The sequence below is a fragment of the Candidatus Chlorohelix sp. genome (assembly GCF_037138995.1).
In the GTDB taxonomy this organism is placed as follows: domain Bacteria; phylum Chloroflexota; class Chloroflexia; order Chloroheliales; family Chloroheliaceae; genus Chlorohelix.
In genome coordinates, this window is record NZ_JBAXHI010000001.1 from 139002 (window position 1) to 152982 (window position 13981).

General features: G+C 45.1%; 16 protein-coding genes. 9 read left to right on the forward strand and 7 right to left on the reverse strand.

The window, feature by feature from the left end:
• Nucleotides 1-15 precede the first annotated feature (15 nt).
• On the reverse strand, nucleotides 16-1170 hold the full coding sequence (dnaN, locus tag WCK19_RS00630) for a DNA polymerase III subunit beta (protein WP_342395405.1): 1155 nt from the start codon (nucleotides 1168-1170) through the stop codon (nucleotides 16-18).
• Between the two features lie 214 nt (nucleotides 1171-1384).
• Between dnaN and WCK19_RS00635 the strand changes: the two genes are divergently transcribed.
• The 3 genes from WCK19_RS00635 to WCK19_RS00645 are packed head-to-tail and all read left to right on the forward strand — an operon-like array spanning nucleotide 1385 to nucleotide 4241.
• The gene (locus WCK19_RS00635) at nucleotides 1385-2290 is read left to right on the forward strand and encodes a hypothetical protein (RefSeq protein WP_342395406.1); all 906 of its coding nucleotides are present in this window, start codon (nucleotides 1385-1387) and stop codon (nucleotides 2288-2290) included.
• On the forward strand, nucleotides 2287-3546 hold the full coding sequence (locus WCK19_RS00640; RefSeq protein WP_342395407.1) for a glycosyltransferase family 2 protein: 1260 nt from the start codon (nucleotides 2287-2289) through the stop codon (nucleotides 3544-3546). The genes WCK19_RS00635 and WCK19_RS00640 overlap by 4 nt, the downstream gene beginning before the upstream one ends.
• On the forward strand, nucleotides 3543-4241 hold the full coding sequence (locus WCK19_RS00645; RefSeq protein ID WP_342395408.1) for a hypothetical protein: 699 nt from the start codon (nucleotides 3543-3545) through the stop codon (nucleotides 4239-4241). The genes WCK19_RS00640 and WCK19_RS00645 overlap by 4 nt, the downstream gene beginning before the upstream one ends.
• On the opposite strand, the gene WCK19_RS00650 is transcribed toward WCK19_RS00645, so the two are convergent.
• Together WCK19_RS00650 and WCK19_RS00655 are read right to left on the reverse strand one after the other, a co-directional pair.
• Complete coding sequence (locus WCK19_RS00650; RefSeq protein WP_342395409.1) at nucleotides 4238-4483, reverse strand: hypothetical protein; 246 nt, start codon at nucleotides 4481-4483, stop codon at nucleotides 4238-4240. The two genes, WCK19_RS00645 and WCK19_RS00650, sit on opposite strands and share 4 nt — an antisense overlap.
• Before the next feature lie 157 nt (nucleotides 4484-4640).
• The gene (locus WCK19_RS00655; RefSeq protein WP_342395410.1) at nucleotides 4641-5138 is read right to left on the reverse strand and encodes a hypothetical protein; all 498 of its coding nucleotides are present in this window, start codon (nucleotides 5136-5138) and stop codon (nucleotides 4641-4643) included.
• Nucleotides 5139-5481: 343 nt separating this feature from the next.
• On the opposite strand from WCK19_RS00655, the gene WCK19_RS00660 reads away from it, so the two are divergent.
• From WCK19_RS00660 to WCK19_RS00680, 5 genes are all read left to right on the forward strand, one after another.
• Nucleotides 5482-5781: a hypothetical protein gene (locus tag WCK19_RS00660; protein ID WP_342395411.1), complete on the forward strand. Its 300-nt coding sequence runs from the start codon at nucleotides 5482-5484 to the stop codon at nucleotides 5779-5781.
• 403 nt (nucleotides 5782-6184) lie between these two features.
• Nucleotides 6185-6559, forward strand: a complete 375-nt coding sequence (locus tag WCK19_RS00665) for an HU family DNA-binding protein (RefSeq protein ID WP_342395412.1) — start codon at nucleotides 6185-6187, stop codon at nucleotides 6557-6559.
• A 246-nt stretch (nucleotides 6560-6805) separates the two neighbouring features.
• Complete coding sequence (locus tag WCK19_RS00670; protein ID WP_342395413.1) at nucleotides 6806-7339, forward strand: MerR family transcriptional regulator; 534 nt, start codon at nucleotides 6806-6808, stop codon at nucleotides 7337-7339.
• Nucleotides 7340-7355: 16 nt separating this feature from the next.
• Complete coding sequence (locus WCK19_RS00675) at nucleotides 7356-8294, forward strand: AEC family transporter (RefSeq protein ID WP_342395414.1); 939 nt, start codon at nucleotides 7356-7358, stop codon at nucleotides 8292-8294.
• Between the two features lie 18 nt (nucleotides 8295-8312).
• Entirely contained in the window at nucleotides 8313-9152 is an 840-nt protein-coding gene (locus WCK19_RS00680) for a PrsW family glutamic-type intramembrane protease (RefSeq protein WP_342395415.1), read from the forward strand.
• Between the two features lie 66 nt (nucleotides 9153-9218).
• On the opposite strand, the gene WCK19_RS00685 is transcribed toward WCK19_RS00680, so the two are convergent.
• From WCK19_RS00685 to WCK19_RS00695, 3 genes are all read right to left on the reverse strand, one after another.
• Nucleotides 9219-10136 (reverse strand): hypothetical protein, encoded by a 918-nt coding sequence (locus WCK19_RS00685; protein ID WP_342395416.1) that lies wholly within the window; start codon nucleotides 10134-10136, stop codon nucleotides 9219-9221.
• Nucleotides 10137-10160: 24 nt separating this feature from the next.
• Entirely contained in the window at nucleotides 10161-10424 is a 264-nt protein-coding gene (locus WCK19_RS00690) for a hypothetical protein (RefSeq protein ID WP_342395417.1), read from the reverse strand.
• Nucleotides 10425-10601: 177 nt separating this feature from the next.
• A complete protein-coding gene (locus tag WCK19_RS00695) occupies nucleotides 10602-10799 on the reverse strand; it encodes a hypothetical protein (RefSeq protein ID WP_342395418.1) in 198 nt (65 codons plus the stop codon).
• Between the two features lie 302 nt (nucleotides 10800-11101).
• Here WCK19_RS00695 and WCK19_RS00700 point away from each other — a divergent pair, with 302 nt between their 5' ends.
• Complete coding sequence (locus WCK19_RS00700; RefSeq protein ID WP_342395419.1) at nucleotides 11102-11893, forward strand: BTAD domain-containing putative transcriptional regulator; 792 nt, start codon at nucleotides 11102-11104, stop codon at nucleotides 11891-11893.
• Between the two features lie 84 nt (nucleotides 11894-11977).
• Here the strand turns inward: WCK19_RS00700 and thrS are convergent, their stop codons facing one another.
• A complete protein-coding gene (thrS, locus tag WCK19_RS00705; protein ID WP_342395420.1) occupies nucleotides 11978-13840 on the reverse strand; it encodes a threonine--tRNA ligase in 1863 nt (620 codons plus the stop codon).
• Nucleotides 13841-13981: the final 141 nt, after the last annotated feature.

The window sequence follows — 13981 nt, forward strand, 5'->3', positions numbered from 1 at the left end:
AGTATTTGCAAATTTCTAGCGATTAGCGAGGTGCATCGGCATAATCACGTGGGTGTAATCTTCCTTTCCAACGGGCTTGATAACACCCGGATTGCTAGGAGATTGGAGTTCGATGGCTACCTGCGCGGTGTTTATTGCATCCAATACATCGTTTAAATATTTGGCATTAAAGGCAATCTGGGCGGGCTGTCCTTCTACAGTCGCTTCAAGCTCATTACGGTTATCGCCCACTTCCGCCGCGTTGGCAGTCAGCATAACGCTACCGGGAGTTACATCTTCGCCCGGAGTAACCGACATCCGAATTATATTGCCGCCGCTATCCCGCGCAAACAAACTTGATACCTTAACAGCTTTGAGCAAATCGGCAGTATTAATCAAGGTACGGGTATCAAACCGCTTTGGAATTATATGTTGGAAATTTGGGAAACTGCCTTCAATCAAGCTGCTGGTAAAATCAATTCCTTGCGCTTTGAACAAAGCCTGACTCCTATTGGCGGTAACGCTTATTTCAATCGGTGAATCATCGTCACTGACAATACGGGAAAGCTCTTGCATGGCACGAGCAGGCAGAATTATACTAAAATTATTGCTTACCGAAGATAGCAAAGAGGCTTCTTTAACCGCAAGCCGGAAACTATCCGCTGCCGCCATAGTGACTTTATCGCCACTGAAGCTGGCATAAAGCCCGGTCAATACCGGACGAGTTTCATCGGTGCTGGCAGCAAACGCCACCTGCTTTACCGACTCCCGGAATACGTTGGAGGCGATTTCGGCACTGTTGCCGGGATTGGTTACATTTGGTAGGGCTGGGAAATCCTCTGCGGGAATACCTTTTATATTGGCTTCATAACGAGCGCTACGCACATTGAGCGAAAGGGTTTGCTCGTCAAGGCTCATATGTACACGTTCATTGCCCAATTGGGAAATAAATTCGGAAAGAAGACGCGCCGGTATAGTGATTTCGCCCGGTTCAGCCACCTGTGCCGATACCCAGTAGGTTATACTGATTTCGAGATTAGTCGCAGCCAGCTTTAACCGCCCGCCATCATCGGTAGTTTCGGTAGCAATCAATATATGATTTAAAACCGGCAGCGTAGTCTTGGTGGAAACGGCACGCCCGACTACCGACAAGCCTTTGCTAAGTTCTTCTTGCAGGCAACTAACCTTCATACTTGGTTTGCTCCTTTTCGACCTGATTTTCAGAGTGTTACGGTATTTTAGGAAAAAATATTTGGGCTAAATTATAACACAACTTCGGCAAAGGTAAATATTTTTCCACAGTTTGTGGAAATATCTGGATAAAATTTTATTTCAGCCGATTGCAACGAGCTAACGAATAAGCTAAACTTGGATAGTGGCAAAAACAAGCGCGAGGGTGTCATAATTGGAAAAAAACATCTCTGAATTCGATAAGCTGCTAAAGGATGGGTATCGTCTTTTGGACGAAGCTTCGGTTTCGCTTACACCGCAACAGGCAATCCACCACTGCGGGGAAGCTTTGGCAATATTCAAGAAAACGCTCGAAATCGCCACCGAAGAAGAAGAACCCTTGCAAGCAGCGCGAAAGGCTTTAGCCGATGCCTACAGTCAGCGTGGTCATCAGCAACGTTATATACATAAGTACAAAGAAGCGGTAACTGATTTGACACAGTCAATCCGCCTTAATCCCGCGCTGGCAGAAGATTATTATTATCGCGCAATGAGTCACCTGAAAATTGACGACCGTTCTTCTGCTCGCAACGACCTGACTCAGTATCTGCGCTACGGCAAAGTAGAGTATCTGCGCGAATCTGCCCAGAAATACTTGACTGAGCTTGCCCCACGCACTGATAATCTGGCATACGCAGCGCATCTGGCAAAAGAAGGGGCAAGGCTATCATCCGAAGCAACTAGCCTATTAAACCCAAAGGAAGGCATACAACCAGACTCGGCAGGCGCGGTACGTCTGTACAATCAATCAATTGATACTTTCCGCAAAGCGCTTGAGCTTTCCCCTAAAGACTTTCTGGCACATATAGGTTTGCTGGCTGCTTTGAAAGATCAGGCTGAAGCATATCTCGCTATTCAAGAATATGACCTTACTATCCAGAACCTGAACGAAGCTTTAAAGCTAAAGCCCAATCTGTCTTTATTATTCCGGCGAGGCGAGGTTTACAAATTGTCAGGACACCGTGAGCATGCGGTGGCTGATTTTACAGAGTTTCTTCAGACTTCTACCAATGGCGAATTGAAACAGAGCGCCGAGAAATATTTGAGAGAGCTTCAACAAACGAAAAGTGGAGCAGAATGAGCGATTTTCCTGCATTGGCAATCGTGATAGTCAGCTATGATTCCGCAGCAGACTTGCCGGAATGTCTTAAAACGCTGTTAGAAAATTGTGCGGCTTACCCTGCTCAAACGCAAGTGGCAGTGGTTGAAAACGACGATAACGCGGCGCAACAGCGTACCCATAATACAATAAAGCCCTTCCTAAAAAGTGGTCTGAAATGGCTACCCGCCCCTGAAAATCTCGGCTATGGCGGAGGCGCTAACTACGGCTGGCAGCATCTGGAGGGTGAGCTTTATATAGTTCTCAATCCTGATATGAGTTTTCCGGCGGATTGGCTGGGAAAACTTGTTGCGCCTTTCTCCAAAAACCCCGAAATTGGCATAGCCGGTTGCAAGTTGCTAACCAAAGAGGGCAAAATCCAGCATGCGGGCGGGTTGATTATGCATGGAAGCCTCTTGGGTTCCCATTTCGGATACGGCGAAGAGGATGACGGACGCTGGGATGAAAGCGGCGAAGTAGATTTTGTAACAGGTGCAGCGCTGGCAATACGCGGGGAAATAGTACAAACGTTGGGCGGTTTTGACCTTGCTTTTCACCCCGGCTATTACGAGGATGTGGATTTGTGCCTACGCGCAGGCAAATTGGGTTGGAAAATCTGGTATGAAGCAGACGCGGTAGCCTATCATTACGAGGGTACGAGCTTTGGGCGCAAAAGCAGTTATTATGAATTACTGCACCGTAACCGGCTACAGCTTGCTCAGAAACACCTTAACGCACAGCAATTCTTCACCGAGTTCATAGCGGAGGAAAGCAAGCGTATTGCCATAACCCCTCCCAGCCTAGACTTATCAGCCAGTATCAAAGTATATCAAACACTTGCTCATTCGTGGCAAGTGTTTGATAATAAGGATGAAATTATTGTGAATGATGAAAATCCTGTGTTAGAAAGGCTACCATCCCGCCTGAGCGATGTGAAAAAAGGTTGGTTGGTTGAGGAAAAGTCTTTCAATAGCCGCATACCCTTTGTGGCAGCCTTACGCGAACGTTTTAACAATATTTCGACTCGCTGGTATGTTAAGCCTATCCTGCAACAGCAGGTGGATTATAACGCAACAGTAGCACGCGCTATCGAAGACATGGGTCAGTTGGTTTTAGCCCATGAGACAGCGCGAAACATCGAGTTAGCCGCATTGGCAGAACGTTTTACAGGGGTAGAAAAGCGATTAAACCGGATTGAAGAAATGTTGGCAAAACTTGTGAGCGAGAAAAAATTATGAATGAACCAGTTGTAATAGCAGGCGGCTTTCTAACTGAACCCGGCGATTACCTTCCTTGGATTAAAGCGCTGAGCAAACCACCCTATTCTCGAAAAGTCTTTGTCTCATCGGTTGGAAGACTGAAATGGGCGCTCACCCGTGATGAAAGTTTTCAACCCCAAATAGTAGATCTGGCAAAGGTCATAAAAATAGCCATCCAAAGTACCGGCGCAGAAAAAGTTTGGCTGATTGGACACAGCGCAGGAGGGCGCATTGGGCGCCTGTGGATGGGTGAAAGACCCTACGGTGGGTTGAAGTGTAACGGGCATCGTTTTGTACGTGGGTTAATAAGCTTAGGCTCGCCCTACACCACCAAAGAACCATGGGCAACAAAAAGCGCGGCATATGCCAACAAATATTACCCCGGCGCATACTATCCCGACATCACTTACGTAGCAGCGATTGGGAAAAGTATATTCCCGCGTCGCCACGGTTCTCCGGCAGAGCGTTTCGCCTACCAGTCTTACAAACTGCAATGGCCTGAAAACCCTAACCAATGGGGTGACGGTTTTATAACGATAGACGGAGCTTATATGCCCGGCGCGGAAAATCATGTGTTGGATGGAATATACCATTACAATCTATTCGGACGCATTGATTATTCTCACCCATCGGCTACGAAAGTTTGGGCAAAGCATCTCGAACAGGAAGCTTAATACTCTTCGCAGATTAGCATGCAAACATTACAAACTATTACACCCCATGGCACACCCATGCGGAAGATTTCGTATTGGTCATGATCGGAAACTCCGGTGCAAAGGCGACATCTGGAGTTAGGAATTACTCCTACATGTGTAACTTTCCCCGCAACCGTCTCTATTTCAATTCCACACATACATTGCACATCTTCCCGTTCGCTTTTAGGGCAAGGCTCAATACCATCTACTGCGTGACCCATCTATACCTCCTCGAAGGTTTTTAACTCTTTTGTCTGGGTACAACTTCTTTTGGTGGCGCAAAGAGGGTAAGTCTCTACCAATACAATACGCCGCACAAGTTTGCAATAAAAAATGCTCCGGGTATATAAAAATCCCCCGAAGCATTTCAATCAGAATTTATAAAACGTCGTCTTCCGTAGTAGTTTCTTCCTTAGCTTCTACCTTGCGTTCAATCGATTCTGCCACACGGGTGGTAGGTCGCTTGAATACAAAATAGCTGTTCTCAGTAACACCTAGTGGACTGACACCGGATAATTCCCAGCCTTCTGCTCCTAACTCGTCCAAAAATTTGCGAACGAAGGTACTCCGACGCTCACCTCTACCAATTAATAGTTGCTCGCCTTCTGCGCTGATTTGCCCTTTGAAGTTCACGTAGGCTACCTTATATTCCCAGCGTTGCCCGATGTAAGGCTTGCTGTCGTGCTTACGGGCTTTGGGGGGAGTGTCTCCGTCTCCTCCTGAACCTTCATCTTCTTCTTCAATTTCAACCTGATCGGGACGAGGCATAGAACTGTTCATCGAGGTTTCAATCTTACCAAGCCAGTTTTGCCCTTCTCGAACAAATTGCCCGAACATATCCTGCCAGTTGGGCGGTAAATTAAATCTGTCGCTCATGTTAATGTCCTTTCCGAAACCGACGTGGCTGTCAGCCCCATTTATTAAAACAACACTACCGGATACCGTTTTTTGCCACCTTACGGTCTTATAACTCCGGTCTACTTTTTGATTCTATCACTGAATCTATACTATATATAGCGCTACATTGTTAGAGTTGCGTATGAACTCACTTCAATTCATTCGCGTGACTATAGACGCGAGTAATGATTGACAAAGCTATACCCCTTTGCTATGATTTTGAGGAAATAAGGTTTTGCAATGAGCTTTTCTAAATATCTGACAAATCATAAACCTAAATTATCTATAATAAGGTTTTTATTATTTACCGCAGCAAACGGTAGTGAGCGAATCCCGAAACATGCTGCAACTTCCACCTACTTTGCCCCAACTTTTTGCGCTGCTGTTTCTAGCTGCCATAGCTGCACTTCTAGGTGAGTTAATTGCAGGCGCTGCGCCCGATTTCGGTTTTTTTGGAGCATTGATATTAGCATTTCTAGGAGTTGTTATTTTAATCGAGCTACCTTTACCGCAATTCGATTTTGAACCTACAATTGAGGATCTACCGATAGTAAGGGGTGTGCTAGGAGGGGTTTTTCTGGTATCAGGATTTGGGTTCTATCGCAAACGACGCAGACGTTAACAAAAAGCCTATGAAGCAACCCAGCATAATTGGAATAGTTTATGCTTTGTTAAGTCTAATCGGCTCTTTACTACTTGTTCGTTTTATTTTCAAGCTCTTAGCTGTTTCACAAAATATTATATATAACTTGACAGAGCCGTTAGTAGCGCCTTTCAAAGCTATTTTGAAACCTTCAGACCTAGTTGTAGGAGTAACATTTGAATCTTATACGCTTTTAGCGTTTTTCCTTTTATTAGTGATGGGTGTGGTAATAGCCGGAATTATAAGCTATATTAACTATAAAGACTCCGGCTATTCCGTTAAAGCATAACCTCGTTTCAAGAAGACCTAAATCCTTCGCGAATCCTCATTATTACTTTTCTGAAGCTATGCAGTTAGTATTTTTTGGGAGGCTAGGTAAGCCATGCACAAGAATGAGTTCATTAAACAAATAGCCCGTGAAACTTCTCTCCCTCAAAAACAGGTTAATCAGGTCGTCAAAGCCACGATTGAACTGATTGCCCACAGCCTTCGCAACGGAGACAAAGTAGTGCTGACGGGCTTTGGCACTTTTGAAGTGCGTACTCGGCGCGAACGGCAGGGGGTAAATCCTCATACCAAAGAACGCATTGTAATACCCCAAACCCAGACTCCCGGCTTTACCGCCAGCAATACTCTGAAAAATATTGTTCTAGGCAAAGCCGAACCCTCGTTATTATCTAATGAATTCGATAGTAACCATAATGAAAACGAAATACCCAATCAAAGAAGAAGGCGCGGGAGAAAAAACGGCGTGTAGAACCACTCAATTTATTTTATAATTGCTCATAATAATGATAACAAAAGTGACAGGCTTATATACTGTTTTTTTGATATGCCTTTTGCTATTAGTCTTGACAGTAATAAGTCATTATGTTAAATTTGGCGAACTGTTTTAATTCCAACATTCGCTCAAAATTCCTGATGTTTGGTGCATTTTTAAATTTTAAGCCTGCTCCCTATCCTAAAAGTTCCGTATGAGTCAGGCGATGAAAGCGGACAGACTATGGAAGTAAATAAGACCAACGTTCCCCAGCCTGTAGATTCTATCCCTAAAAGGGGACGAGGTCGTCCTAGAACGCAGCCACTAGAGATTAAAAGCAGCGTAAATACTAATGCACCGGAAAATCTTCCAGCTAACGGGGTGGAAAATATTAGTACGACCCACGAAACAGAAATAAAAAGACGAGGTCGCAAAAGTAAAAACCCCAATCCCGGAAGTGGGTTTGAAGTTCGCATCAACCCGGATAAAGCAGTATATCCGCTTAGCATTGCAGCAGACATCCTGAAATTACACCCTCGCACCTTGCGCATCTATGAAGAACAAGAGTTAGTTGTACCATTTCGCACCAAAACCCAACGCCGCCGTTATTCCCAGAACGACATTTTTAAATTGCAATTTGTTCAATTTCTGACACAAAAACGGGGCGTAAACCTGAGCGGTGTCAAAATTATTCTCATAATGCTCGATGAGTTGCAAAAAACAATTAGCGACCCCATAAAATATGTCTTTCCAGACTTTATAGAAATGGAGCAGTGAGCGGTTTTTGCTCTAAATGGGTAATTTTGACCAAGTTTTCCAAACAATCATAGTCGTCTTCGGTTTAGTGATGGTCGGAGCAGGTGTTCGCGCTGCCCAATGGTTACGTCCAGAAGATGCCAAGCGCATTTTCCCGCCACTGATTAACAACGTCTTTCTTCCCGCTGTTATCTTCAACGGCATAAAAAAAACCAGAGATAAACCCATCTCCCCAGAAGTCCTCAAAGTTTCGCTTATCGCCTTGCTGGTAATCGTCTTTTGCGGGCTGATGGCGTGGAGTTTAGGGCGTATCCTCAAATTACAACGCCGCCAAATGGGCGCTTTTATCCTAACCGCTACTTTCGGTAGCACCGGGTTTGTGGGCTTGCCGCTGGTCAAGGGCATATACGGTGACAAAGGAATCCTACCTCACGCCTTTTATAGCGAAATCGGCAGCCTAACTCTACTCGTAACAATGGGCGTGATTATTGCTTCTTTCTATGGCGAAGGCGGGCGCTTTGGCTGGCAAACCCTGCTGGCAATCCCTCGTTCAGGACCTTTTATCGGGTTGGTACTGGCTCTAATCTTCTATAAGGACGACTTGCCAACCTTTATAACTGCTACCCTTGATACGCTGGGAGCGGTAACTCTACCGTTAATGATGTTCTTGGTAGGCGTGACTATCGTTTGGAAAAATATCGGTAGTATCTTACCTTCTATCATTGCGCTGAACCTAATCAAATTGCTAGTCTCTCCGATCATCGCAATTGTACTTGCCAAAATCTTGTTACAAGACGACCAGATGGCACAGGGCGTAATTTTACTAAACGCCTCAACTCCGGCTATCATTCTCTGTCTTGCCTACGCCAACCAGTACAAATTGGACGAAGAATTTACCAGTGCAGCAGTTTTTTCCAGCTTCTTCTTTTCGCTTCCTACAATTCTTCTTATGACAGCCTTATTCTTACCGCGTTAAAACCGGGCAGGAGCGCAGATGGAATTTATCATTGTCTTTCTCGCTTCTCTGCTACCCGGATTATTTTGGATGTGGTGGTATTATCGCCAAGATAAATACGAAAAAGAACCCAAACGCTTGTTGGCTTTTGTTTTTATTTGTGGAATACCGCTTTCATTGCTAATCGGCTTGTTTGAATATTCGGTAGATCAAGCTGGAAAACAGGGTAATACCCCGCTAAGTCAAAGTGGAAATATTCTGTCGGTAATACTCTTCTATCTATTAATAGTATCTTTAACCGAAGAGTTGGGCAAGTTGGCGATAACTTATTTTCTGGCTTACCGCAATCCTGCTTTCAACGAACCGGTTGACGGTATTATTTACGCGGCGGCAAGTGGGCTAGGTTTTGCGACTTTTGAAAATGTTTTCTTTATAATTAATGAAGGTCCTTTAATTATCCTGCTGCGGGGACCTGTTAGCACGCTCGGTCATGTGCTTTTCTCCGCAATGTGGGGCGCAGCGCTTGGACTCGCCAAATTCGATCATTTGAGGACAACAGCAAGGAAGCGAGTTGTTGTCGGTTTTATACTGGCAGTAATCACCCATGCTATCTTTGACCTTATTATCGCATTAGGTCAAAGAATAGCCGAGTGGGTGGCTTTATCATCTGTTCTATTTATGGGATTGCTATATCTGGTAGTATCTCGCCAGATAGCAGCATTATTGAACCTTTCACAGTTTAAACCTGCTACAATCGCAAGCCAAACCTTACACAATTTACGCCAGCGTAGCTCTAGCGAAAACAACCAACATTATGTGCCAAATCCATATTTAAGGAAACCCGAAATAGATTTAAAAGAAGATGAGCAAGATAGATAGCCCACCGCAAACGATTTATTTGGTAGTCTTGGCTAAAATCGAGGTAGCGTTGAGGCATTTGGATTTCTAGAAAAACAGCAGGTAAAGATACATCAGTAGGATAATGGTTGCCAGCATAATCAGTAGCAACCCGAAATTAGTGACAGAAACAAAAGTACGACTATGCACACGGGTACGGCGCACCGGACGTGGGTGTAGCTTCCCGACTCCACGCAAAGCATAGGGCGAATTGAATTGAGTAGCAGCACGTTGCCAAAAAGCATCATTATCTAGAGCAGCAGATACTGACGAATCAGCCGAGACGGTAATAACCGATTTTTGCGGAGGTGATGCTGTTTTAGCGGGGATTTGCAAAATTGGAGTAGCGACAGGGCTATTTTTTTGTTGTTCTATTTCCTGCTCAAAGAAAAAGTCATGAGCCGTTTCAAAGGTAATAGGTTCGCTTATTTCTCCTAATGCCGGTAAAAGCTCATCATTATGTGCAATAATAGGTTCAAAAGCAGGGGTTTGTTGTGCAACCGCTTCTTTTTCAACAATAGGTTCTTCAAATTCTGTTTCCGTAATTCCAGTAGTAGCTTCAACAAACTCAATAGGGTTGCCACCCTCCGCTAAAACAGCTTTAGCCTTGTTTGCGCGGGAAGGTCTCCCCGCTTTACGAATCGATGTGTTAGCTTCATTGCTTGTTGCCAGAACAGCAATTTCAGCTTCGGATAAAATATCAGAGAGAAATAATTCAGCTTCGGGGGTTTCTTTCAACTTGCGAGATAGCGTTAGAGCAGCCTGGTGGTCAGGATTAAGCTTTAAAAGCTGATTTAACGCTTGCTGAGACTTTTCACGCGGTTGCGCCAGAGACAAATATAACCATGCCTGCTGGTTGGCAGGCTCTTTTGCAACCACAGTGGAAAGCAAACGCAGCGCAGTATTCTTGCGTCCTGCCGCCAAAGAGGCGAAAGCGCTATTGAGGCGTTTTAAATCATCTTGCAAAAGAAATAGCTCCCAGAAAAGGGGTTATTTGTCTTTTTTCTCAGCCTTACGAGTATTTCTCGCTGCACTCGCATCGCCAATCAATTGCTGACGGCGGTCAGTTTGGCGCGTTTGCTCTTCCTGATAGGCTTCTTTTGCGCCGCTTGCTACTTCTTGCACTAAACCCTTTAGCTGTTCTAGGGTTTGTCCGCCATCGCGCGTCACGATGAAGGTTGCTACGGCAGCCCCAACTGAAGCGCCTACACCTACACCGATTGTAAATTTAAGTATTCCAACAAAAAAACCCATTTTTATTCCTTCCGTCCGATTAGTTTTAGGTAAGCTGCGAATGGCTGTATTGTATAGCCATGCGCCCTAACATGGCAAGTTAATTACAGCCTCAAAAATAAAAAGGCAGTAGGTTTTTTGCCTACTGCCGAAACATTACCATCAGGTTATTCTTTCCTGACTAAGCTACCACCGCTGCTATTGCCCCTGCTTTATTGAAGTAGAACTAGTGGGGTGGTAACCAATTTTAGAATGGAACAAATTCTTAATCCAGCGCCATAACGGGCTATTCCGTCTTTCAAGTTTGAATACCTCATCCCCCAGCGCATCTTTAGCAGATTGGGCGCGGTATTCAGCTTGCTTCATTTTCGCCAATTCCAATTCATAGCCTGCCATTGTAAACCTTCCTTACTAGGAATCTTCCCAATATCTATGGTAATTCAAGGATTTTTAATCAAAATAAGCTCAGTTGTAAGACTTAAAATCATTTTTGTGGCGAAAATAGAAGGATATGTTTCACTATATGCTTGCTTTACAGTTCCATCTTAACGTTTAAAGCGTTATAAAAGCGTTACACAAAATAGGATTCTATATTTTTAACCATTGAAATTATTCCAAAACTGGTACATACTGGAATTAATGTTGCTTTTTTAGCGCGATGCTACAAAGGAAACTTTGGTAAACTTGAGGTTTAAAGTATGACATCAGTAGTCAAAGTCAGACTGTTAGGGGATTTCCTAATTGTGATGGCTAACCAGCCTCTAGCCCTTACCACTTCCTTAAGATTCAAATCGTTGCTGGCATACTTGGTTTTTTATTTCAATTCAACACATTCACGCTTACAACTCGCCTCACTTTTATGGCCTGAATCTACCGAAGCACATGGATTAGCCAACCTGCGAGGGTTACTCTTTCGGTTACGTGCCGTTTTCCCAGAATCGGAACAACTCTTCCATATTGAGCATACTCAAATAAAGTGGAATGACGCTTACACGTTAGAATTAGATACAGCCAGTTTTGAACAAGAGGTCGCATGTGCCAATAAAGAGGAACATGCCGGAAACCAAACCGAAACCGTTCTTCACCTTGAACGGGCGGTAAAGCTATACGGCGGGGAGTTGCTACCCGACATTTATGATGACTGGGTAATACCTGAGCGTGAGCGCCTCGCTAAAATTTATGTCAGAACAGTTAGAAGGCTGGCGGTATATTATGAACAAATAAGAGATTGCGTGACCGCTATCATGTATGCAGAATTATTACTCAAGCAAAATCTTCTGGATGAAGAAACCTATCGTATGCTTATGCGCTTGCAGGCTGCTTGCGACAAGCATGCAGAGGCAATCAATTATTATCGGCTGTGTGCTGAAACGCTAAGACAAGAATTGGACATTGCGCCGGACCCAGCTACTACTGACCTTTATCAGCAACTTTTAAAACCCGTCTCTATTCCAAAGCAAACCGATGGAGATGAAGAACCAAACCATTGATAGCAGCAGGGCTTGAACAAACTGTTTTATAGAAAAAAACGGTAGGTTTTTGCCTACCGCCTTTCTTTTGTACTTTCTGATAGCTTAAAGCTCTGGAGAGCGGTTTACTACCCGCTCGCGCACGTGCGCTACAAACTCATCCAAAAGCATAGAGCCTAAATCTTGGTTATTACGTAAACGCACCGCCACCGCGCCCTGCTCGGCTTCCTTGTCGCCAACTACCAGCATGTAAGGGATTTTCTGGAGTTGCGCCTTGCGTATTTTCTTCTGCATCGACTCGCGGGCATCATCCAGTTCGACACGCATACCACCGATAGCATTCGGTATATCGGAGTTAAAGAGCGTCTCATAAACCTTGCGAGCGTACTCGTTATGGCGGTCAGCGATGGGGATGACCACCGCTTGCACCGGAGCAAGCCACACAGGGAAAGCGCCCGCGAAATGCTCTATCAGGAAGGCAACAAAGCGTTCATGAGAACCAAGCGGAGCGCGATGAATCACGTACACCGGATGTTCCTTGCCATCCTCGCCCGTATAAACCAACCCGAACCGCTCGGTTGCGAGGAAATCTAACTGATTGGTGGAAATGGCATACTCCGTACCGATAACGCTCTTAATCATAAAGTCAATCTTCGGTCCGTAGAAAGCTGCTTCGCCCTCTGCTTCGATATAGGGCAAACCCGATTCGTCCATTGCTTCCTTGACCACGTTCATGGCTTCAATCCATTTTTCCGGCTCGTTCACATATTTATCCAGTTTGTTCAAGTCCGGTTTGGAGAAGCGCATATAATAATCGTCAATGCCTAACAACTTATAATAACGCGAGTGTAGGTTCATAACCCGCAAAAATTCCTCTTTTGCTTGGTCGAAGCGACAATAGATATGGGCATCGTTCTGCGCCATACCGCGCACCCGCATCAAACCGGAGAGAGCTCCGCTCTGCTCGTAGCGATATACCTGCCCATACTCTGCCAGACGCAACGGCAAATCTCGGTAGCTGTGGGGGCGTGCCAGATAAATCTGGTGGTGGTGAGGACAGTTCATCGGCTTGAGAAAATATTCCTCATCGTCAATAATCATAGGCGCATACATATCTTCGCGGTAGAAAGGCAAGTGACCGGAGCGATAATAGAGTTTGGCTTTGGTAATATTGGGCGTAGAAATGCGGTAGTAACCGTCCCGACGTTCTTCTTCCTTGGACAATCTCTCCAACTCGTCACGCAGTACCGTACCGTTAGGCATCCATAGCGGTAAGCCCGGACCTACCTCATCGGAAATGACGAAAATATCAAGTTCCTGACCTAGCTTGCGATGGTCGCGCTTCTTAGCTTCTTCCAGTTGCCATAAATACTGGTCTAGTTCTTCTTTGGTGGCAAAAGCCGCCCCATACAGGCGTTGCAATTGTTTATTCTTCTCATTTCCGCGCCAATATGCCCCCGCGATGTTCATAAGCTTGAACGCCCCGATTTGTACCGTACTATCCACATGGGGCCCGCGACACAAATCTACGAAATCGCCCGTTTTGTAGAAGGAAACGCTGGTAACACCACCGCTCGCATCCGTATCCACCACATCAGCATCGCCTGTCTCTTTGGCAACGGCGGTGCTGCCCTTTTCCTTGAGCAATTGCAATAGCTCAACCTTATAGGCTTGCCCACGTTTTTCCATTTCCGCAATTGCTTCATCAACAGGCAGTTCTACGCGCTCAAATGGTAGTTTCTTATTTTTCAACTCGCGCATTTTCTGCTCGATTTTGCCCAAATCTTCGGGGGTAAGCTGCACTGGCAAATCCATATCGTAGTAAAAGCCGTTCTTGACCGCCGGTCCTACTCCAAAACGGGCATCGGGCCAGAGTTGCTGTACGGCAGCAGCCATCAAGTGCGCGGCAGAATGGCGCATCTGCATTACTTCAGATTCGGAAAGTTGTTTTTCGTTTTTTTGGCTCATTTTATTGCACCTCGTCTGTGATTGAGCGGGGTAATTTTGCCTATAAAAACAAAAATCCCTTCGCTCTGTTTATCAAAACTGAACGAGGGACGAAAGTTTCAAGATACTTCCGTGGTTCCACCCTGCTTCCGTCTTTGCCCC